Origin of the sequence: Oceanobacillus sp. CFH 90083 (assembly GCF_009389585.1) — a bacterium.
Classification (GTDB): domain Bacteria; phylum Bacillota; class Bacilli; order Bacillales; family Amphibacillaceae; genus Oceanobacillus.
The window spans coordinates 334,695-356,644 of the sequence record NZ_VIYG01000004.1 but is presented as its reverse complement, the minus strand read 5'-3'; the positions used below and the strand labels follow the sequence as shown (position 1 = coordinate 356,644).

At 39.9% G+C, this 21,950-nt stretch carries 23 protein-coding genes and 1 riboswitch; of the genes, 15 read left to right on the top strand and 8 right to left on the bottom strand.

Annotation, left to right across the window (positions count from 1 at the left end):
* Positions 1-51: 51 nt before the first annotated feature.
* The 4 genes from FLK20_RS08505 to FLK20_RS08490 all read right to left on the bottom strand — a co-directional run bounded on the left by FLK20_RS08505 (position 52) and on the right by FLK20_RS08490 (position 3,428).
* Complete coding sequence (locus FLK20_RS08505; protein ID WP_152656132.1) at positions 52-687, bottom strand: queuosine precursor transporter; 636 nt, start codon at positions 685-687, stop codon at positions 52-54.
* A gap of 47 nt (positions 688-734) precedes the next feature.
* A complete protein-coding gene (queF, locus tag FLK20_RS08500) occupies positions 735-1,232 on the bottom strand; it encodes a preQ(1) synthase (RefSeq protein WP_152656131.1) in 498 nt (165 codons plus the stop codon).
* Between the two features lie 127 nt (positions 1,233-1,359).
* Positions 1,360-1,406, bottom strand: a riboswitch (PreQ1 riboswitch).
* Between the two features lie 122 nt (positions 1,407-1,528).
* On the bottom strand, positions 1,529-2,452 hold the full coding sequence (murB, locus tag FLK20_RS08495) for a UDP-N-acetylmuramate dehydrogenase (RefSeq protein WP_152656130.1): 924 nt from the start codon (positions 2,450-2,452) through the stop codon (positions 1,529-1,531).
* Between the two features lie 169 nt (positions 2,453-2,621).
* Positions 2,622-3,428 carry an alpha/beta fold hydrolase gene (locus FLK20_RS08490; RefSeq protein ID WP_152656129.1) on the bottom strand — a complete coding sequence of 269 codons (807 nt, stop codon included), beginning with the start codon at positions 3,426-3,428 and terminating at the stop codon, positions 2,622-2,624.
* 337 nt (positions 3,429-3,765) lie between these two features.
* On the opposite strand from FLK20_RS08490, the gene FLK20_RS08485 reads away from it, so the two are divergent.
* On the top strand, positions 3,766-5,178 hold the full coding sequence (locus tag FLK20_RS08485; RefSeq protein WP_152656128.1) for a catalase: 1,413 nt from the start codon (positions 3,766-3,768) through the stop codon (positions 5,176-5,178).
* Positions 5,179-5,562: 384 nt separating this feature from the next.
* Here FLK20_RS08485 and FLK20_RS08480 read toward each other — a convergent pair whose 3' ends face one another.
* Positions 5,563-6,570: a ZinT family metal-binding protein gene (locus tag FLK20_RS08480; RefSeq protein ID WP_152656127.1), complete on the bottom strand. Its 1,008-nt coding sequence runs from the start codon at positions 6,568-6,570 to the stop codon at positions 5,563-5,565.
* A gap of 224 nt (positions 6,571-6,794) precedes the next feature.
* On the opposite strand from FLK20_RS08480, the gene FLK20_RS08475 reads away from it, so the two are divergent.
* The 3 genes from FLK20_RS08475 to FLK20_RS08465 are packed head-to-tail and all read left to right on the top strand — an operon-like array spanning position 6,795 to position 9,281.
* Positions 6,795-7,586, top strand: a complete 792-nt coding sequence (locus FLK20_RS08475; protein ID WP_194165579.1) for a MerR family transcriptional regulator — start codon at positions 6,795-6,797, stop codon at positions 7,584-7,586.
* Positions 7,579-8,514 (top strand): ABC transporter ATP-binding protein, encoded by a 936-nt coding sequence (locus tag FLK20_RS08470; RefSeq protein ID WP_152656125.1) that lies wholly within the window; start codon positions 7,579-7,581, stop codon positions 8,512-8,514. Before FLK20_RS08475 ends, FLK20_RS08470 begins: the two co-directional genes overlap by 8 nt.
* Positions 8,511-9,281 carry an ABC transporter permease subunit gene (locus FLK20_RS08465; protein WP_152656124.1) on the top strand — a complete coding sequence of 257 codons (771 nt, stop codon included), beginning with the start codon at positions 8,511-8,513 and terminating at the stop codon, positions 9,279-9,281. The genes FLK20_RS08470 and FLK20_RS08465 overlap by 4 nt, the downstream gene beginning before the upstream one ends.
* A 144-nt stretch (positions 9,282-9,425) precedes the next feature.
* On the opposite strand, the gene FLK20_RS08460 is transcribed toward FLK20_RS08465, so the two are convergent.
* Positions 9,426-9,860 carry a universal stress protein gene (locus tag FLK20_RS08460; protein WP_152656123.1) on the bottom strand — a complete coding sequence of 145 codons (435 nt, stop codon included), beginning with the start codon at positions 9,858-9,860 and terminating at the stop codon, positions 9,426-9,428.
* A 93-nt stretch (positions 9,861-9,953) separates the two neighbouring features.
* Positions 9,954-10,742: a histidinol-phosphatase HisJ family protein gene (locus tag FLK20_RS08455; RefSeq protein WP_152656122.1), complete on the bottom strand. Its 789-nt coding sequence runs from the start codon at positions 10,740-10,742 to the stop codon at positions 9,954-9,956.
* A 112-nt stretch (positions 10,743-10,854) separates the two neighbouring features.
* Here FLK20_RS08455 and hisZ point away from each other — a divergent pair, with 112 nt between their 5' ends.
* The 11 genes from hisZ to FLK20_RS08400 all read left to right on the top strand — a co-directional run bounded on the left by hisZ (position 10,855) and on the right by FLK20_RS08400 (position 20,885).
* Complete coding sequence (gene hisZ / locus FLK20_RS08450) at positions 10,855-12,066, top strand: ATP phosphoribosyltransferase regulatory subunit (RefSeq protein WP_152656121.1); 1,212 nt, start codon at positions 10,855-10,857, stop codon at positions 12,064-12,066.
* Positions 12,063-12,692 (top strand): ATP phosphoribosyltransferase, encoded by a 630-nt coding sequence (gene hisG / locus FLK20_RS08445; protein ID WP_370453176.1) that lies wholly within the window; start codon positions 12,063-12,065, stop codon positions 12,690-12,692. The genes hisZ and hisG overlap by 4 nt, the downstream gene beginning before the upstream one ends.
* 4 nt (positions 12,693-12,696) lie before the next feature.
* Positions 12,697-14,001 carry a histidinol dehydrogenase gene (gene hisD, locus FLK20_RS08440; RefSeq protein WP_152656120.1) on the top strand — a complete coding sequence of 435 codons (1,305 nt, stop codon included), beginning with the start codon at positions 12,697-12,699 and terminating at the stop codon, positions 13,999-14,001.
* Positions 13,988-14,572: an imidazoleglycerol-phosphate dehydratase HisB gene (gene hisB / locus FLK20_RS08435; RefSeq protein WP_152656119.1), complete on the top strand. Its 585-nt coding sequence runs from the start codon at positions 13,988-13,990 to the stop codon at positions 14,570-14,572. Before hisD ends, hisB begins: the two co-directional genes overlap by 14 nt.
* Positions 14,573-14,617: 45 nt before the next feature.
* On the top strand, positions 14,618-15,223 hold the full coding sequence (gene hisH, locus FLK20_RS08430; RefSeq protein WP_152656118.1) for an imidazole glycerol phosphate synthase subunit HisH: 606 nt from the start codon (positions 14,618-14,620) through the stop codon (positions 15,221-15,223).
* A complete protein-coding gene (gene hisA, locus FLK20_RS08425) occupies positions 15,220-15,942 on the top strand; it encodes a 1-(5-phosphoribosyl)-5-[(5-phosphoribosylamino)methylideneamino]imidazole-4-carboxamide isomerase (RefSeq protein ID WP_152656117.1) in 723 nt (240 codons plus the stop codon). The genes hisH and hisA overlap by 4 nt, the downstream gene beginning before the upstream one ends.
* On the top strand, positions 15,932-16,693 hold the full coding sequence (gene hisF / locus FLK20_RS08420) for an imidazole glycerol phosphate synthase subunit HisF (RefSeq protein WP_152656116.1): 762 nt from the start codon (positions 15,932-15,934) through the stop codon (positions 16,691-16,693). The genes hisA and hisF overlap by 11 nt, the downstream gene beginning before the upstream one ends.
* The gene (hisIE, locus tag FLK20_RS08415; RefSeq protein ID WP_255473820.1) at positions 16,693-17,325 is read left to right on the top strand and encodes a bifunctional phosphoribosyl-AMP cyclohydrolase/phosphoribosyl-ATP diphosphatase HisIE; all 633 of its coding nucleotides are present in this window, start codon (positions 16,693-16,695) and stop codon (positions 17,323-17,325) included. The genes hisF and hisIE overlap by 1 nt, the downstream gene beginning before the upstream one ends.
* On the top strand, positions 17,318-18,385 hold the full coding sequence (gene hisC / locus FLK20_RS08410) for a histidinol-phosphate transaminase (RefSeq protein ID WP_152656114.1): 1,068 nt from the start codon (positions 17,318-17,320) through the stop codon (positions 18,383-18,385). Before hisIE ends, hisC begins: the two co-directional genes overlap by 8 nt.
* 282 nt (positions 18,386-18,667) lie before the next feature.
* The gene (locus tag FLK20_RS08405; RefSeq protein WP_152656113.1) at positions 18,668-19,609 is read left to right on the top strand and encodes an agmatinase family protein; all 942 of its coding nucleotides are present in this window, start codon (positions 18,668-18,670) and stop codon (positions 19,607-19,609) included.
* Between the two features lie 55 nt (positions 19,610-19,664).
* A complete protein-coding gene (locus FLK20_RS08400; protein ID WP_152656112.1) occupies positions 19,665-20,885 on the top strand; it encodes an Nramp family divalent metal transporter in 1,221 nt (406 codons plus the stop codon).
* 187 nt (positions 20,886-21,072) lie between these two features.
* Here the strand turns inward: FLK20_RS08400 and FLK20_RS08395 are convergent, their stop codons facing one another.
* Positions 21,073-21,774, bottom strand: a complete 702-nt coding sequence (locus FLK20_RS08395; protein ID WP_152656111.1) for a SurA N-terminal domain-containing protein — start codon at positions 21,772-21,774, stop codon at positions 21,073-21,075.
* Positions 21,775-21,950: the final 176 nt, after the last annotated feature.

Genomic DNA, 21,950 nt, shown 5'->3' with positions numbered 1-21,950 from the left:
GCTGGTCTTTCTAATTCAGATATATCACACACTGACCAGCTTCTATTCTTTTTAAGAAGCTTTTAGTAGTTCTGTTTGATGCTTTGCCTCATATTTACGTGCCCAGCGGACAAGCAAATAAGCAAACGGTGTATCAATCACTGCAACGATAAACTTCCAAATATATTGTGATATAATCATTCCCAGTAACACAGGTGTCGGGACAATGCTCCAAAAAGCGATGGTAATAAATAATACCGTATCGATCAGCTGACTGGTCATCGTTGACAGGCTATTACGCAGCCACAATTTTTTCCGGCCATGACGATGCTTTAAACCATGAAATATCGTGACACCTAAGTTTTGGCTGACGAAATAGGAAACCAGACTGGCCAGAATGACACGGAAGCTCCCGTTAAAAATCTCTTCAAAAGCTGCCTGCGATTGAAAATCAGCTGCCGGTGGGAGCAGAATCGAGATATAAATAAATATCATGGCGATAATCTGCGTGAAAAACCCGGCTTGAATCGTTCTTCTGGCTGCCTTCTTTCCATAAACCTCGCCAATAACATCCATCATCAAATATGTAATTACATAAACAATCGCTGCAGCCGGCAATACAAAGCTTCCCATTTGAAATAACTTAACTGACAAAACATTCGACAATAATAACAGGCCGACAAAGACGGCATTTAAATAAATATACATTCCCCTGTTCCCTTCTTCCCAAAGGTTCAAGGATCTTACATTTCCCTCTAGCGATTATCTATTTTTTCAGGATACATATCATGCTGCATTAACCGGTCCTCTGCCATTTTTTCAAATTTGGTTCCCGGTTTTCCATAATTACAATATGGATCGATGGAAATCCCTCCACGCGGCGTAAATTTCCCTCTCACTTCAATATAACGCGGATCCATCCGTTCAATTAAATCGTTCATAATAATATTGACACAGTCCTCATGGAAATCACCATGGTTACGGAAGCTGAATAAATATAATTTTAACGACTTGCTTTCAACCATTTTAATATCTGGAATGTAGCTGATAATGATCGTTCCAAAATCAGGCTGGTTTGTCATGGGACACAGTGTTGTAAATTCCGGGCAATTTAATTTCACAAAGTAATCCCGATTCGGATGCTGATTATCAAATACCTCTAAAACCTCAGGTGTATAATCAAACGCATATTTGGTTTCTTTATTCCCCAGTAATTCAATTCCTTGCAGATCCTTTTCACTTCTTCCCGCCATGCTGCTCACCTCCTTTTGTGCAGATGAAGATAACAGTAAATCAACAGTTTTGCTGTTATCTGATTGTTTCTGCTTCCTAAAACAAAAAAGCCGTGCTCCTAAGGGAACACAGCATGATAATTGCAAGCTATCCTTAGTTTTTTATAGAGGGTTGATGCTAAGAACCTCTGCCTATTGGTTAAAATAACACTTCATATTATAAGAATGAATAATATGAATGTCAATTGTTTCTTTTTTAGAAGATATTCAAAAAGCTCCGGGCATTACCTCTCACACCCGGAACCTGTTCCATTATACTATCCTTCAACATCCTCACCAATAATCCGCACTTCACGCTCTAACTGCACATCAAATTTCTCCTTCACTGTCGCCTGGACAAATTGAATTAATGAAATATATTCCGATGCTGTTGCATTATTCTTATTGACAATAAAACCGGCATGTTTTGTAGAAACTTCCGCCCCGCCAATTTGCTTTCCTTGAAGATGACTGTCCTGAATCAGCTTACCGGCAAAAAAACCAGGCGGACGCTTGAATACACTGCCGCAGGATGGATATTCCAATGGCTGCTTGGATTCTCTTTTATATGTAAGATCATCCATCACTTCTTTAATTTCTTCCTTGCTTCCGGCTTTCAAAGCAAAGGTTGCTTCCAAAACAATATAGCCGTTGTCCGGGATATTACTTGTACGATAGCTGAGATCCAGCTGATCCGCTGTTAATGTCAGCAGCTCCCCCTCTTTCGTTGCAACTACTGTACTTTCCAGCGCATCTTTAATCTCTCCGCCATATGCCCCAGCATTCATATAGAGGGCTCCGCCGACAGAACCCGGAATTCCACAGGCAAATTCTAATCCGGTGAGCTCTTCTGCTAAAGCAAAACGGGAGGCATCAATAATTCTTGCCCCGCTTTGGGAGATGATCTTATCCCCTTCTCTCCAAATCGATGACAGCTGCTGCAAATTCATCACAATCCCGCGAATGCCGCCATCCTTCACAATTAAATTAGAACCATTCCCAAGCATTGTAAATGGAACATTTTCCTGATTGGCAAAGCGGATAATTGCCTGTACTTCTTCATAAGACGATGGTGTGATATAAAAATCCGCCGCCCCGCCTAATTTTGTATACGTATGTTCTCTTACCGGCTCATTGACCAATACATTATCTTTATCTGTATGCTGAATTAATTTATCATAGAGATGATGGTATTTATTCATGCTATCATTCCTTTAATTTGTCAAAAATAATTTATATATTTGACTTTAATATTATTTTTCCCCTGCCTATGTAAAAACAGACATTCCAACTACACCAGCTGTACATTTCCGCATGACTGGAGCAGGTTATTTTACTGAATCAATCCTATACTATTGTAGTTGAATCTGTTTAATCTTGCCACAAAAAGCTATAAATCAATTTATCAATCTGCATACTTTCATGCATTGCGCTGTGTGTCAGCTGCGGATCATCAATAACTGTCTCTGTAAAATTTGATTCTGGTATCAACTGCCTAAGTGCCTTCACACTTTCCGGCACAGCAATTGAATCACCTGTGCTGGCTATACTGTACACACGAACATCTGCCGGGAACATATTCTCCCGCAGCATATTTAAGGCATGTGAATCGGGTTTTAAATCTTCCGCAGCTGCATCCTGATGAATTTCAAAATAGTCTTCATTATAAATACCATCAAACGGACTGCCGATTGCAACAAGCTTACTTACGGCCGGATAACCATTCAGCGTATATTCCATCGTATATTTCACTGCCAAAATACCACCCATGGAATGTCCTACCATATTAACTTCTTCAACACGATAGTTTTCCTTTAAATGAAGAAGTACATTTGCAATCCATTCTGTACTCTCCTCAAAGCTTGCACGATTATTTTCCAGAACAATCTGGACAAATGTCGGAGCATATCTTGCCTTATTTAAATTGTAATCAACGATGGTACCATCCTTTTTCACATAATAAACAAAGCCTTTATTTCCCCATTGATACGTATTTTCAAAGCGGTCAAGCATATATCCAAATGAATTTTCTGTTCCTTTATAACCATGTATAAAAATAGTCGGTGCGCCAGTATATTCTTCCGCCTGTGTTTGATCCTGCTGATAGAAATAAAAACCTGAAGCAATACCGCTCACAATTACAATACTTAAAATAATACCTGTCAGCTTCTTTTTCATGTGTATGAATTCCCTCAATTTCTTTTGTAGATCTATGTTGCATCATTCTCAAAAATACATAGCTATTATAACATCCTTCCTGTATTACGACACTTTTTCATATAAAAAATAACCATATTGATATCCAAACCTCCATATTCTGGAACAAACTTCTTCCATTGCTTTGTTTTTCATTCTTTTTTAACGCCTGCCCATTTTCAACCATCAGCATTTATTTATTTCTATCCTGTTCCTTCCATTATTCAATTCCCTATTTATTTATTGCTAGTTATGCATATTGAAATACATATTATTCATAACAATATAATGTAGATCAATTTTTCAAGAGGAGGAAATAATGACTGAAAACAATCAAAATCCTCAAAAAGGAAGACGCATCCCTGTTCAAAAAACCGAGACAGAAGCAGGAAACAAGCACTCTGATCGTCAACATAAGCAACCGGATAATCCTGAATCATTATATTCACAAACAGTTGGCAGAAATGGTCCAATACTGGAGCAAGATAACATTTTGCATGAATCACTGGAAACGCTCGTTCACGGGAAGATTGTGGAACGTCCTTTACATGTGAAAGGATTTGGTGCTTTCGGCTATTTTGAAACGCTGCATAGCATGAGTGAATACACAAAACTTCCCTTTCTTCAGCAGGCTGGTACAACAGTTCCCGTTGCGGTCCGTTTTTCGCTCGGTGCAAGTAATAAAGGCACTCCGGACACATTGCGAAACGTACGTGGATTTTCAACGAAATTCTATACAGACAACGGAATCTTTGACCTTATTTGCAATCATATCCCCATCTTTTCATTACGCGATCCAAGGCGTTTTGCAGAAAGTGTGGAAGCAATGGCGCCCTCACCGAAGAACAACTTAATGGATCCAGATCGGCTTTGGAAATTTGTCGCCAGCACTCCAGAGTCCACCCATTTTTTCGTCCGGCTTTTTTCTGACCATGGCACGATTAAAAGCTTGCGGCGTATCCCAGGTCACAGCGTCAGTACGTACGTGTGGCGAAATGCAGAAGGAAAACGTCATTACATTAAATACCTCTGGATTCCATTCGATGGAGTGGAATATATTACAAACCAAGAAGCAGAGAGACTTGCAGCGATCAATCCCGATTATGCCGGTGAAGATCTCTTCCAAACGATTGCAAGCGGAAAAACAGTAGAGTACGGGTTGTACGTGCAAATCATGGATCCGGGAGAGGCAGAACAGCTTCCATTCAATCCGCTTGATGACACAAAAGTATGGGATGAAGAAATGTTTCCTTTCCATCCAGTCGGGAAGATGGTGCTCAATCGCAATCCTGAAAATTATATGGAGCAAGTGGAGAAGATTGCATTCTCACCTTCAAACTTATTAGATGGAGCGGAATTGTCCTTTGATAAGATATTACAGGGACGGGCGAATATCTATTGGGATTCTCAGCGTTACCGTATCGGTCCACAATTCCGTAAAGTACCGGTAAATGATCAAAAGTACTGGCAGCCGGACGATTTGCAGACAAGTGGAGAAGGCGTTTATGTAGAAGGGAAACTCACGCGTTCGGATATAATAAAGCAAGATGATTTTTCACAGGCAGGAGATTTCTATCGATCGTTATCGCAAACGGGAAAATCTCATCTGGTCTCCAACCTTGTCACCGCACTGACCGGAATAAGACGGGACTTACAGGTCAAGGTGATCGAGTATTTTTCTTTAGCTTCCCGTGAACTCGGCGAACGTGTTTCGGATGGCTTACGAGAGTAAATGGAACAAAAGCGCCCTTACAGGCTAAAAACGCGATATTGTGTCGCAACGCCTGTAGCCCCGCAATCGCTAAATCCTCTTTATCGCAGGGCACTCACGTGTTAGCTCCTAAAGTTTGGCGCTCGGAGCTGGGCAGCTTTATCTCTAGCCCGGGAATAAATTTACGAAAAAAGTTATACTTTCTTATTCCATAATAAAAGACTATAAATCTTATAAAAACAGTGTTTATAAGGTTTATAGTCTTTCTTTAATCATTTACATGGATAGACTGTAATATATTCGCCGCCTTCCCCCGCAGTGGAAGATTCATCCTGACAGGCGGGCAGGATTGCAAATAAAAGCTTCAAAGATTACGTATTATAAAATCCTTTCTTCATTGAATGATTAGTGCAGGAGCAAATCATTTACAATCTGCTCTTCACTCCACTCCACAGGGTAGTAAGTTGGCCAATGGTCAACTTCTTCCAAAAGTTCGTCTCTGTCATCTCCCCAATAGAGGTGGAAATGTGACGAAGCCTGTGGTGCGATGATATGGTCACTGAACTGGATATTCTGAGGAGCTTCATCATCTCCTTCTTCCAATTTGAATATGAATCGGACACCACGGTTGCCTGCTTCATACTCAAGAATTTCATAGCCGTCATATACATATGTTCCTGAGTATGTTTCATCACCGTCATGGAATGTAAACTCACCATCTTCTGTTATTTCGATGTTATTTACACTCGTTGCATAACCTGTGTCATAATACTCTTTGTAATCTTCAAATGACATGTCATCACTTTCTTCAGCCCTATGTTCATATACTTCGTCAAGGGCACCTTCTTCAAAGTAAGGGTAGACGGACTTCCACTCTCCAGCCCAGTCTGAAATGTCCCTGTCTTCAACATCTTCATCATCGAAATATCCCTCATAAACATCGCCATCATGGTCATCGATAGTAATTTCTATAACAGGAGATTTTGCAACAGGTTCATGATCATCATTATAAAGAACCGCCACAACTTCCTGCCCATCTACATTCGCATCACCAATATAAGAATCCTCATATTGGTCTTCCGCCACAGTCCATTCCTCTTCAGAGGAGTCGCGTATGTACCAATGCCAGTGATCCAAATCTTCTTCCGATACCGCTTCTAATTTAAAAACATCGCCTGTATGATAATGATCGGATAATCCTTCAATTTGGATATTTTCCGGTGCATCCTCAAAGGAAGCTTCCTCATCACCATGATCATGATGCCCTTCCTCTTCATGATTCGCTTCGACATCCTCTTGGCTGTCCGTTTCTTCCTCCTGACTATCTGTATCATCAGCCCCGGATTGACAACCTGCTATAAATAGAAAACTGATTAAACCTAAAATAATTCCTAATTTCCCAAAATTTTTCATGTCGATACTCCTCCCTTAATACGTAATTATTACGTTTCGTAATGATTACGATTTAAATTATACATAGATGCCCAATGATGGTCAAGAGATTTTTTAACATTTTAGAAATACTGTCCTATTTGATTATTACATGCTAATTCAGATTCATTTTTTTAAATATTTTATTCAAGCTATTGATGATGACGTAACGTAATGTGATTTAATAATAAGCAGGAGGTGTTATGGTGGAAAAGGAAAACAAATTTTCAATCGGGGAAATCTCCAAACTTACTGGCGTCACCGTACGGACATTACAATATTATGATAATATTCATTTGGTTCCTTTAAAAAAAAATAAAGAAAATGGAAGAAGATATTATACAGAAACAGATTTAACACGCCTGCAGCAGGTCTTATTCTACAAATCCTTAGGTTTAAAAATTAAAGATATCAGCAAGCTGCTGGAAGAAACCACAACTGCCAGGCAGCTTATTACTGTATTAGAAAAGCAGCGGGAGATATTCTACTATAAGCTGCATGATATCAAAAGCAATATTGCTATGATTGAAGCGAGTTTATCAGGGATTGAAGAAAGTAAAGCACTTCCTCTGGGAAATCTCGTGCAATTAATTATCTCTTTAAACAAGGATACAATCTATCAATATAAAGACGTTGCATTTGATAAAAAGTCAGAAAATACCTTTACAGAGCATTATCAGAATTGGGAGGAAGTTTTGGATATATATTGGGACTGGAAAGCGCTGATATTAGAGGCTGTTGCTCACATACTACACGATGTTCATCCCGAAAGTGAGCGAGGGCAGGGTTTTGCCAAAAGATGGATAGAAATGGTTGTAAGTATTTCAGAAGGAAGTCAGGATTTATTTACAGCCCATAAGAATTCCTACAAAAACCGGGAGAAATGGCCAGAGGAAGATCGTCGGCTGATGGAGTTTACAGATTCTTTTATTGATAAAGCTGTAGATAACTATTTATCTTCGGATAATTCTGAAGTTTGGAGGGACAAAAATGATTGAAATGAGAAATTTAACAAAAACCTTTAAGGATAAAATATCGGTAAATCAATTATCACTGGTTATTCAACCAGGTGTTGTGACGGGTTTTTTAGGTCCAAACGGTGCCGGAAAGTCAACAACAATGAAAATGATTTTGGGGTTAATGAACCCGAGCGAGGGCAGTGTAACGATTGATGGACAGAGCTACAAAGCTCTGAAGCAGCCCATCTCCAAAATAGGGGCCTTAATTAATGGAAATGCTGTAAATCCGAAATTAACGGCGAAACAGCATTTAGAAATAATTGCCGCTGCAAGCGGTATTTCCGAAAAGCAAACAGAAACAATGCTAATGGAAACTGGATTGGAAAAGGTAAAAGACAAGCCAATTGGTACATTCTCCTTAGGAATGAAACAGCGCTTAGGGATTGCAACTGCTCTTCTGGGAGATCCGGAAACAGTTATCTTGGATGAACCTTTTAACGGATTGGATGTAGACGGTATTCATTGGTTACGCGAGTTAACAAGGAAGCTGGCGCAGGACGGAAAAGCTGTGTTGGTCTCCAGCCATCTTATGAGTGAAATGCAAATGATAGCTGATCGAATGATTATCCTTGCTCAAGGAAAATTAATTGCTGATATGACCATCGATGAACTATCACAGAACAGTCTGGGCTCCTTTATAAAAGTAAGATGTGAAGATAATAAAGAATTACAATTATTATTAACAGCAAAAGGCGCAGAGGTGAAGCAGGGAAAAAATGAAGAACTCCATGTTTATCAATTAGATATGGAACAAATTGGGTTGGCAGCAAAGACAGGACAGTTAGCTTTATTTGAATTAACGAAAATTCAGCCTTCCTTAGAAGAATTATTTGTAGAATTAACAGAAGGAAAAATAGATTATGTATCAACTGACAACCTTCTAGCGAAAGGCAGGGAATCAAGATGAAGAATATCATTCAAGCTGAACTAAAAAAAATATTCTTTCTTCGTTTTTCAAGAGTATATTTGCTGTTAACAATTGGAATCAGTTTATTGGCCGGATTTATCTTTTCCATAACTACGAATGTTACCCAAGGAAGAGCCATTACAGATTTATCCGTCATGGAGATAGTTTCAGCAAATATGCTGGGAATTGATTTAGCTAGTATTCTGCTGATTACTTTTACAGCATTGTCCATATCCAGAGAATTTACTGCTGAAACGATTTATACCTCTTTGGCTGCCGTTCCAGATCGAAAAAAGTTTTTTATAGGAAAATATGTAACCTTTTTTCTCCTTTCCATTGCAGTGAGTATCCTGATTGTAGCTCTTATTTATCTAAGCAGTCAAATCATTCTAATGATGAATAATATGGCTGCTGCAAGTCTAGCGGATGCAGATATCAGACAATTTGTTTTAGGCGTCGTACTGATGCCGGTATTTTATTGCCTGCTCACCGTTGCAGCGACTATTTTTTTCAAAAATAGCGGGGGAGGCATTGCTTTTTCGATCATTGTTATGGTGATGCCGGCACTTATCAATATGTTCTCAGATACGGTTCAAAAAGTCTTGCTTCCTGTTATGCCTCAGTCAGCAATACACAGCTTATCCGGTTCAGCTGCCGAAGGATCCTTTGAAGCATTGGGAACGTTCACCAGTATCGGTCTCTTGCTGCTCTGGCTGGTGGTTACATCGATCATTTCCACCTTAACATTCCAAAAACGAGATTTTTAATCAAACCAGCCAATTATAAAGTGAAACTTCATTCAGTGGGAGCATTACAGCCAGTTACACTGCAATAAAATAATAGAAAAAGAAAATCTAAAGCTATAAAAGATAACCGTTACAATCAGCTTTAGATTTTCTTATTTTCCCTATTTATTTCACAACCAGTACTTTACAGTGCGCCTGATGAACAACCTGACTGCTGACGCTTCCCAGGAAGAATCTGCCTACTCCTCCCAGCCCCCGGCTGCCCAGAACAATCAATTCTATTTCATTTTCTTTCGCATAATCAATTAATTGTGAGGCTGGATTACGGAAGGTGTAATCCAGCAGAATATCTGTTTTACACTTAATCCCTCCCTCTTCTAACTCCTTACGAATGCTTTCGATGGCAGGACGGGCCTCTTTGGCCAAATCGTTCATAAAACTGCGTGCAAGAGTAGCATTTACAGTGGGTCCGCCATTAGAAATAACTGTTACAATATGCACTACAGCGTCCTCTGCAAGTTTAATCTGTTCTTTCGCTTCTTCTACTGCTTTTCTGCTAAGGTCGGATCGGTCATAAGCTACTAAAACATTGAAACTCATTACTATTCCTCCCTAATTCATATTTTTTTCCTGATTTTATCGTAACATATCTGCCTCCCATTTACAGATTCATGAAAGTGTTGAAAATGGGTATTATTTAATTGGATGATAGTTAATCTCTTCCCCATTCATACTGCATATATAAGAAAAGCCGCATTCTGTCAATATATCTTTTGCTTCCTTAAAGTGAGCAGCAATTTCACCCGGACGGTGTGCGTCAGAGCCCAGTGTGATCATTTCTCCGCCAAGATCACGATATAAGCGCAATATATTTTTACTTGGGAGCGGAGCATTCATTCCGTATTTATAGCCGGATGTGTTTAATTCAATTCCTTTTCCTTCTGAGATGACTAATTTTAATATTTCTTCCATGATATCTGCTGGTATATGCTCCAGTCCTCCAGATGCATATCTGCTGACTAAATCAAAGTGACCCAGAATATGATAGTTTTTAAAGTTCTTTAAGCATGCATAGTACTCTTCAAAATAAATCCGGTACGCTTCATCTATTGTTCTATCTTCAAAAAATTCACCGGAATGCAAATCCTGTTTATTTGTAGCGTGCATGGAGCAAATAATAAATTCCGGCTTTAATCGATCAATAAAATCTGATGTCTCCTTAAGTACATGCGGTTGTACACCAACTTCAATCCCCTTGCGTATTTGAATTTTATCTTGATATTTCTCCCGTAAACCTTCTAACTTTTTTTGATAAGCTTCCGGGTCAAAGCTGAAATCCCACTCCTCATCCGGATAGTCCACATCTAAATGCTCGGTAAAAGCGATTTCTTTAAGTCCTTTTTTAATCGCTTCTTGAATCATATCCTCCATCGGTGCATCACAATCTGCAGAAAAGCTTGAGTGCATATGAAAATCATACATAAAAGTTGAGCTCCTTTCATTGACTTTTTTTCTGAACATGAATATAATACTAAATAACTTTAATTAGATAAAGCATTAAATTAATAAAGCGTTAAAAAAGAAGGGGAATTTTATGAGAAATAAACAACTGCTTCACTCCATGTTCTACCCGAAACAATTCGCTAAAAAACGTCATGTTATCCATAAATTAACCAATCGATTCACAAAATTCGGTTATCAGCAGGTGGAAACACCTGTTTTTGAAGATTATGATTTATATAATGATGTCCAGGGAACAGTCAATACAGCTGACATGTTAAAGCTGATTGACCCATCTGGAAAAGTGCTCGTCCTGCGTCCTGATGCAACTATCCCAATTGCCAGACACTATACGAACCTGCAGGAAAATGTGGTATCCGGCCGTCTTTCTTATGTACTGGATATTTTCCGTTCCACTTTAGAAGAACGTTCCCGCACGCAGGCAGGTGTAGAGCTATTCGGAGAGCGTACGCCTGAAGCAGATGCTGAACTGATTGCATTAGCAGTTACAAGCTTAAAGGAATTAGCCATTCCATCTTTTAAAATAGAAATTGGTCATGCGACTTTTTATAAAGAATTATTACGTGAAGCCAACCTTAATGTCATGCAGCAAAAACAGCTGGATCAGTATATTCAATCCAAAAATATTTCTGAAATTGTTCCTTTTTTAAAAGACTTAAGCTTGGATGCTTTCTTAATTGAAAAGCTCCGGAAAATTCCTATGCTATATGGAGATGCAAGCTTTGTAATCGAGGAAGCAGAGAATATTATCACAACCGACCGTATGCGTGAGGAGCTGGACTATTTATCTAAAGTGTATCAGCTTCTCAAAGACTACCAGGTTGATTCCTATATTTCAATCAACCTCGGGCTGATTAACCATATGAACTACTATTCCGGAATCATATTCCAGGGCTTTGCTGAAGGACTGGGCCAGCCAATTATGATGGGAGGACGCTATGATTATTTAAGCCGGTCCTTTAACCGCGAAATGCCTGCAATCGGCTTTGCCTTTGAAGTTGATTTGTTAGTTAATCTGCTTTCCGGAGATTTTTCAGAAAATGCAGCTATTGAGCTTCGTTATGAAACTTCTGAACGTCAGCGTGCATTTCAGCTTGCTGAAGCATTGAGAACGGCAAATCATACTGTCATAGTCAGAACAGCTAAAGGAGATGAGGAGTCCTCTGACTCACCGAGGATACTCGTAAAATCCGAAAAATTAGTATATAGTAAACAAAAACAGCTTGAAGAATTTAAGACCGATCAGGAACTGCTAGATTGGTATTCGAGAAAGGACGTTGAATGATGCAACCGGTAACCATTGCTTTAGCAAAAGGGCGTCCTGCTAAGCAATCTATTGATTTATTAGAAAAAGCAGGAATCCATTTTGAAGATTTTCATGAAAAAACACGCAAGCTCGTTTTTTATAATAAAGATAAGACATTGCGATTAATATTTTTAAAAGGGATGGATGTCCCAATTTATGTAGAAAAAGGGGCTGCCGATATCGGTATTGTCGGCAGAGATAATATTGTAGAAACAGAAGCTGATGTTTACGAAATTCTGGATTTGGGAATCGGGAAATGCAAATTCTCTGTAGCAGGCAAAAAAGGCTCCACGCTTCCTGATGATCAATCTTTAACTATCGCCACCAAGTACCCGAATATCGCCAAGGGGTTCTTTGAAAAACGAAATCAGACAATAGAGACTGTCCATCTCAATGGTTCTGTAGAGCTGGCACCATTAATTGGCCTGGCAGACTATATCGTGGACATTGTCGAGACAGGAAATACCCTGCGTGAAAATGGATTGGAAATTTTAGCAGATATTGAAACGATCAGTACAAAATTTATTGTTAATAAAGCCAGCTTTGTGACACGCTCAAAAGATATTCAAGATGTACTAAAAAAATTGGAACAGGTGGTGGGATAAAAAAATGCAAATGATTCGTTACGAAGCATTTAAACGGAACTTGGCGAATGCAGAAAAAGCAACGCAGCTGATGCAGCAGGATATAGATGAACAGGTTTTAGAAATTATCCGGGCAGTACAGAAGCGTGGAGATGCAGCAGCACTTGCATATACAGAAAAATTTGATAAGGCTGATATTACTTCCTTATCTGTTTCAGAGGAAGAATGGGAAAATGCTTTTGAAAAGGTAAAAACCGAACAGCCAGTGCTTTTTGAGGCACTAACAGCTGCTGCTGAAAATATTCGCCAGTATCAGCAAAAAACTAAAGAAGAAGGATTTCAATTCAGCCCGCAGCCAGGCATTCGTCTGGGACAGAAAATTACGCCATTGGATCGTGTCGGTGTCTATGTACCAGGTGGAAAAGCAAGCTACCCTTCTACAGTATTAATGGATGTTATTCCAGCTGTCGTTGCCGGCGTTGAACAGGTGGTGATTACGACCCCGCCTCAACCCGACGGAAGCCTTAACCCGGTTGTTCTTACAGCAGCAAAAATTGCCGGCGCCAACCATGTTTATAAAATCGGCGGAGCTCAAGCTGTTGCTGCTTTAGCCTATGGAACAGAGAGCCTTCCGAAAGTAGATAAAATTGTCGGACCGGGGAATGCCTTCGTTGCTCGTGCTAAAAAATGGGTATTTGGCGATGTAGCTATTGATATGATTGCAGGCCCAAGCGAAATTTGTGCTTTCGCTGATAATACCGTCCCTCCTTCTTATGTTGCCGCTGATTTATTATCACAGGCCGAACATGCGGAGGATGCCACCTCGATTTGCGTGACCACAGATGCTGACTATGCGGAAAAAGTTCAGAAAGAGGTTGAGCGGCAAATTCCGTTACTGGAGCGTGCGGCTATTATCCGTGAGTCAATTCAGGCAAATGGAAAAATTATTATCTGCGATGACGAGGAACAAGCGATAGAGCTTATTAATTCCATTGCTCCCGAGCATCTGCAATTAATGGGAGAAGGAGCTGCGGAGCAGGTTGAGAAAATCAAGCATGCTGGCGCTATCTTTATCGGTCCTTATTCCAGTGAGCCATTAGGAGATTATTTTGCAGGCCCGAATCATACTTTACCGACAAACGGGACAGCTCGCTTCTCTTCCCCTCTTGGCGTATATGATTTCATGAAAAAATCAAGTACCATTCATTATTCAAAAGAGCAGCTGCTCGATTCTGCAGACACCATTATTACAATTGCAGAAGCAGAAGGCCTTACAGCACACGCTAATGCAATTCGAATTCGAAAGGAGAACAACCATGCGTCAAGCTAAAAAAGAACGGCAAACCACAGAAACAAATATATCTCTTGCTCTTAACTTAGATGGGGAAGGAAAATCTGAATTGAAAACAGGAGTCGGTTTTTTAGATCATATGCTGACTCTTTTTACTAAACACGGCGGACTGGATTTACAGGTAGAATGCGATGGAGATTTAGAAGTAGATCAGCATCATACCGTAGAAGATATCGGAATTGTACTTGGCCAGGCATTTAACGAGGCTTTAGGAACAAAGGAAAGCATTAAACGCTTTGCCACAGCCACAACACCAATGGATGAGTCTCTTTCTTCTATTTCGATTGATATCAGCGGCCGTTCCTTTTTAGTTTACCGTGTAGACGGCCTGAAGGATAAAGTAGGCAGCTTTGATACAGAGCTGGTTGAAGAATTTCTGATTGGTTTTACCAGTCATGCAAAGGTAACGCTTCATGTCGAAGTTTTATATGGATCAAATACACACCATATGATCGAATCGATTTTCAAAGGATTTGGCCGGGCTATTCGTGAAGCCGTATCTATTGACCCGACAATAAAAGGTATTCCTTCTACCAAAGGAAGTCTCTAATATTTGTAACAACGCTTATCTATCTTTTTTAAAGGAGCTATGGATATGATTGCCATTATTGATTACGGTGCAGGGAATATTAAAAGCCTGCAGTTTGCATTAGATAAATTAGGGAAAACCTCCAAGCTGACAATGGACCCGGAAGAAATTAATCAGGCAGATGCCATTATTCTTCCCGGCGTCGGCGCCTTCAAGGACGCGATGGAGGCACTGGAACGCGATCAGCTGGATACCGTTTTGAAAGAAGAAGCCGCCAATGGCAAGCCTATTTTAGGAATTTGTCTTGGTATGCAGCTTTTCTATGAATTTAGTGAGGAAAACGGCGGCTGCAAAGGGCTTGGCCTCCTATCAGGCTCTGTGAAACGCATTTCCGACAAAGTAAAAGTTCCGCATATGGGCTGGAATATCATCCAGTCCGATCAGCCTGGCACCTTGTTAAATAATCTTGGCGAAGAACCGTATGTCTATTTTGTCCACTCTTACGCAGTGGATGATTTAGAGCAGAATACACTTGTAGCAAGCGCAGATTATGGCGGACGTGTACCGGCGATTGTGCAGGATAAAAATATAACAGGCATGCAATTTCATCCGGAAAAAAGCGGCGATGTCGGAATTGCATTATTGAAAAATTATGAGGAGTCGATTTCATGATCATTTTTCCAGCAATTGATGTGAAGGATGGAAACTGTGTACGTTTAAAACAAGGAGATTATAATCAGCAGACTACCTATAACAACTCTCCAGTGGAAACTGCAAAAAAATGGCAGGAAGCGGGCGGTACCTTCCTTCATATGGTCGATTTAGACGGGGCCAAAACCGGTGAACCGAAAAATAAAGAAGTTATCCTAAAAACAATCGGAGCGCTCTCGATCCCTGTAGAAGTCGGTGGCGGTATCCGTTCTTTAGACACCATTAAGGAGTATGTAGAAGGCGGAGCTGCACGAGTTATTCTTGGTACCTCTGCTATCACTGATTGGGATATGCTTACAGAAGCAATCAGGCTATATGGCGATAAAATGGCTGTATCTCTCGATGCGCGTAATGGCTATGTAGCAACTGACGGCTGGACAAAAAATAGTGATACAAAAGCAACTGACCTTGCTAAAAAATTAGAGGCAGCCGGTTTAAAAACCATTGTATATACAGATATTTTAAAGGATGGTATGCTGCGTGGGCCAAATCTTGAAGAATTGAAGGCCATGCAGGAAGCTACCAGTATGAATATTATTGCTTCCGGCGGTGTTTCCCGTAAAGAAGATGTTGCCAATCTTCAGGCACTCAACCTTTATGGAGCTATCATCGGAAAAGCACTGTATGATGGAACCATCCGGCTGGAGGATGTTGTAAAGGAGGATAATCATGCTCGCTAAACGAATTATCCCCTGCCTCGATGTGGACAAGGGCCGTGTTGTAAAGGGAAAGAAATTTCAAGATATCAAAGACGTTGCTAATCCGGTCGAATTAGCTGCACGCTATAATCGGGAAGGAGCAGATGAGCTTGTTTTTTATGATATCACAGCCTCCAATGAAGAACGAAATATCTTCCTGGATGTTGTGGAGCAGGTTGCACGTGAAATCGCGATACCTTTTATGGTCGGCGGCGGTATCCGCACCATAGAAGATATTCACAGTGTTCTTCATGCAGGCGCTGATAAAGTATCGGTGAACAGTGCTGCTGTGCAGCGTCCGGAATTGATTAAAGAATCCTCCGATAAGTTCGGCAGCCAATGCATCGTCCTTTCGATTGATGCCAAAAGAACGGAAGACGGCGACTTTCATGTATTTATTAATGGCGGCAGAAAGGATACCGGCATGGATGCAATCGAATGGGCAAAACGAGGAGAGGCGCTCGGGGCGGGCGAGCTTGTTGTTAATGCCATGGATGCTGACGGTGAAAAAAATGGCTACCAAATCGAATTGACGAAGAAAATTGCAGATGCAGTAAATATTCCTGTCATCGCCAGTGGCGGTGCGGGTAAACTTGAACATTTTTCAGAAGTTTTGGCGGAAGGAATTGATGCAGCACTTGCCGCATCCGTCTTTCATTACGAGGAGATTCCCATTCCGGAATTAAAAGAATATTTAGCCTCACAAGGGATACCAATGAGGAGGAGAGCATAATGGAGATTTCAATAAAATACGATGAAAATGGACTGGTTCCGGCTATTGTTCAAGATTACGCAACAGGAAAAGTATTAACTTTAGCTTATATGAATGATATTGCTTTAGTAAAAACATTAGAAACTGGTGAAACCTGGTTTTATTCCCGCAGTCGTCAGAAGCTCTGGAATAAAGGAGAAACCTCGGGGAATAAACAGCTGGTTAAAAAAATAATGGTTGATTGTGATCAGGATGCCTTAGTAGTACAGGTGCAGCCGCTTGGACCCGCCTGCCATAAAGGCACAACCACTTGCTTTGAAATAACCTTATCCGAAACAGAAAAGCCGCTGTTCTCCATCGTCAACGAGCTTACCGGTAAGATTAAAGATCGGAAAGAAAACCCGCAGGAGGGCGCGTATACAACTTATCTGTTTAATAAAGGGTTAGATAAGATTCTCAAAAAAATCGGGGAAGAATCGACTGAGGTAGTTATCGGAGCAAAAAATAATGATAAAGAAGAATTAACAAATGAATTAGCTGATTTATTGTATCACTCCCTTGTTTTAATGGAGGAGCAAGGAGTAACTACCAAAGACATTAAACAGATACTAAATGAACGTCATATTGAAAAAGAAGGTCAGCACCGTGAGTAAGTTCTGGAACCCGTTAATCAAACAGCTGGAACCTTATGTGCCCGGAGAACAATTAGATGATCCTGCTATTATTAAATTAAATACCAACGAAAATCCCTTTCCCCCATCACCAAAAGTTTTGGCAGCAATTGAGGAGGAGGCAAAGACAAAATTACAGCTCTACCCTTCTCCTACTGTGGACGAACTTAGAGAGGAAATTGGCAGGTTCTATGGCTTGAAAAAGGAGCAGGTTTTTGTCGGCAATGGCTCAGATGAGGTACTTGCACTTAGCTTTATGACTTTTTTTGAACCTGGAAAAGCCATTAAATACCCAGATATCACTTACAGCTTTTATCCTGTATATGCAAAGCTCTATCAATTGGATGTGGAGGAAGTAGCCTTGGAGGACGATTTTACGATCTCTCCCGAATCTCTCTTCCACTCACAAGGCGGTGTTATTTTTCCAAATCCGAATGCGCCGACCAGCCTGTATCTGGAGCTCACAGCTATTGAGCAAATCCTAAAAAATAACCCGGATCAAGTGGTGATCGTTGATGAAGCTTATGTGGATTTTGCAAATGCCTCAGCTGTCTCACTAATAGACAGCTATCCAAATTTGCTTGTTGTGCAAACTCTGTCTAAATCCCGGTCTCTTGCCGGCCTGCGAGTAGGTATGGCAATGGGACATCCGGAATTAATTGACGGATTAACCCGGGTGAAGGATTCTTTTAATTCCTATACAATAGATCGATTAGCCATCGCCGGAGCTGTCGAGGCATTTCGGGATACAGCTTATTTTGAGAAAACACGGCAGGAAATTATTGCAACGAGAGAATACTTTCAGAAAGAATTAGAGAAAAGAGACTTCCATGTCCTCCCTTCTCAAGCTAATTTTGTTCTTGCATCTCCGGCAGGTATAGGTATTGAAGCAGAAAAGTTATTTTCCGAACTGAAACAGCTAGGTTTTCTGATACGTTATTTCAACAAGCCAAAGCTAGACAATTATTTACGAATTTCAATTGGTACAAAAGAGCAAATGACAAAACTATTACATGCCATCGATAAAATAACAGAGAAATGATACACTTGTTTTTCAAAAATAGAATAAATTCGGCAGAAGCCATTAGAAATGCTACTTCTAATGGCTTTTTTATTATAGCTAAACTAAAATTTTTTTAAAGGTGTATACATACATGTGATAAGAGAGATCGTTTTAAATCGATGCCCCCGATGTGTCAGGTTTCTTGACACAATTCTATGTTTCTATTATTATTTAAGGGTTAAGATGTAATAACTTTTATTACACATGAAGAAAAAAGTATTTCGAATTTTTAAAATACGAAATACAAAAAGGAGAATGAGAATGAGTACAAATATTTACGGTAATACCCCGCCATTATTAGGCGCAAAAAATCTAACAAATAAAAAAGAATATAATACAGATGTATTAATCTATGGTATTCCATGGGAAGGTGCCTGCACATGGGGAGATTATACAGGCTGCGAGCTTGGGCCAAAACAAATACGCCTGTCTTCTGCCAGATATAGTACGTATCTGCCGGAATTAGACCATATCAATGTAGAAGATCATTTAAGTTTAGGGGATGTCGGCGATGTCAGCATCGTACCTCATGATGTTCCAGAAACAATGAATCGGATTGAAGAGTTTGCAGAAAATCTGTGGAAAAGTGGCAAATTCCTTGTAGGGCTTGGCGGGGATCATGGCGTTACTTACCCGATTGTGAAAGGTTTAACCAATACTGGTAAGAAAGTCGGCATTATTCACCTTGATTCACACTATGATAATATGCCGCATCATGACGGAGATAAGTTTGCAAGAAGCACACCTTTTATGCGCTTATATGAAACAGAAGGTGTACGTAATGAAAGCTTAATTCACACAGGGATTAAAGGTCCCCGCAATAAACCGGAAACAGGCAGGTACGCAAAAGATGCCGGTGCTGTAACAATCACGATTAATGATATTCGTGAACAGAGTGATTTAAAGAAATATGCGAATGAAATCTATGAAATGGCATCAAAAGATGTCGATGTTGTCTATTTGACTATTTGCAGTGATGTACTTGATTTTGCGTTCAATCCAGGCGGACCAGTTGATGGAAATGGATTGACTTCCTATGAGCTTCTTACCATGATCTATGAATTTGCTAAACGCGGTCTGTGTGGAATGGATTTTGTAGAAGTTTATCCGCAGCAGGATTTCAATCAAAATTCAGCACACTTTGTATCGACAGCAGTACTGTATGTATTGGCCGGTCATATTCATGGTGGTCATGCCAAGTAAGTAATAAGGGGGCTTTCCCCTTCATTACTTGCAGTAAACAAAGGAGGAATTTTACTTGGCTCAATCAAAAGTTGTTGAGAAGCTCAAAATTATCGGACCAGGCGCTATTATTACCGCATCCTTTATCGGACCAGGCACGGTAACTACTGCTACCCGGGCAGGTGCCGGATTTGGTTTCGCGTTATTATGGGCAGTTATCTTTGCTATCGTAGCCACAATTATCCTGCAGGAAATGGTAGCTAGAATCGGTATCGTAACAAAGCAAGGATTAGGGGAAAATATTAGAGAATTATTCCAAAATCAAATTCTGAAATTTGCAACAGTGTGGATTGTTTTAATCGCTGTCTGTGTAGGGTGTGCTGCATACATAAGTGGAGATTTGATCGGAACTTCCCTGGGTGTTTCTTATTTAACAGGAATTCCTGAAAATTATGTGGCGCCAGTTGTCGGAACAATTATTTTAATTCTTGGTATCGCCGGCGGCTATAAATTTATGGAAAAACTGATGATTGTCTTTATCGTTATTATGAGCCTTACCTTTATTACAACCATGTTCGTCGCTACTTCCGATGTTCTCGCTGTATTAAAAGGAGCTTTTATTCCAGGCATCCCACAAGGCTCCATATTAGTCGTTATTGCTTTGATCGGTACAACGGTTGTTCCTTATAACTTCTTCATCCATGCATCAACTGTCGGAGAAAAATGGAACAGTGTTAATGATTTAAAAGCAGTCAGATGGGATACGATTATTTCCATTAGTGTCGGCGGTATTATCACTGCGGCAATTTTAATTACAGCTGGTGCGTTAATCCACGGCACAGAAGTGACAAGTATTGTTGAACTCGCTGCCCCGCTGCAGCCATTAATGGGAGATTTAGCTCCAATATTTATTAGTGTCGGTCTATTTGCTGCCGGATTTTCATCTGCTATCGCTTCGCCAATGGGAGCAGCTGTTACGGTCAGCAGTTTTATGAGATGGGAAGGCGGCTTCTCTAATAAAAAATACAAAATTGTCTTTGCCTTGGTTATTATTTTCGGTATCATCACTTCAGGGCTTGGATTTGAGCCGTTGGAAGTACTGCTTATCGCGCAAGCACTAAACGGATTAATTCTGCCGCTTATTGCAATAATCATTATGGTTGTTGTGAATAAGAAGAATACAATGGGTAAATATGTAAATGCACTTTGGCTAAATATAATCGGCTGGCTTGTTACGGCTGTTGTGTCATTCCTTGGTATTTACAGCTTAGTCGATGCAATAAATACATTTTTATAAAAAAAGGAAGGAAACGCTTCTTAACAGCAAAGAAGCATTTCCTTCCTTTTTTCTTATAAAATTTCATTTTCTTCTTTTGGAAGTTTTTCACTTTGATCTAAATACAAGGAAAAACTCTTGAATGAAACTCAGCAAAACTTCGCTTTCTTTCTAAGTTACAAGAAAAAACCGTTTACTTAAGGTACAATCAAAGTAATTCTTCCACCTCTGCAGATTTCCTTAGTTCATCTATTTTATCTGCATAAGCTTCCTGCTGTTTATTTTGTTCAACCATCTGCTCAAGCTGGTCTCTGATCTCGTCCAGATCCTGCATTTCCTGACCTTCCATTTGTGCAGATAATTCATCATACATATCTTGTACTTCTTCTTCTGTCACTTCTATATCAAACGCTTTTTCCATATAATGCATCGTTGCTAAATTATATCTGAGCTGCTGCGCAAATTGCTCTTCACTTAAATTTAATTGTTCAAGTGACGTTTGAAATTGTTCTTCTCCGCCTTGTTCTTTAAGTGCATCCATTTCTTCTTGCACCTCTTCATCTGTCACTTCGACACCTTGGTCATTTGCTTCCTGCATAACAAGCTCTTGTTCCACAAGAAAACTGATTGTTTCATCCTGCAATGCTTCTAAATCTGTTACATCCTGACCTGCTTGATGCATCATTGACTTAACTAATGAATAAGCCGTATTATAGTCATTACCTTGTAATTCCTCTCCATTTACAACGACAACAGACGTATCACTGTCTACAAATTCATCCTCAGAAAATTCAACCGGCTCCGGTTCCTGCGGTTGTTGTGCAGCCTCTTCTTGTCCATTATCATCATTTCCACACGCTGCTAATAGCATGGTTAGTATCATCAATATCGTTAATGACAGTTTCTTCATGAAAGCATCCCTCACTTTAAAAATTTGTCATGTTCCATTCAATCATACATGCTTCCATTGTTTCAAGTTTTCGAGCATTAATTTTTTTAATCTCTATCATAGTATGACTTTTATCCAGTTTCCTTATTCTTTAGGAACACGATATAGGGGATAAAGTGAAAACCTCATTTTGGAAA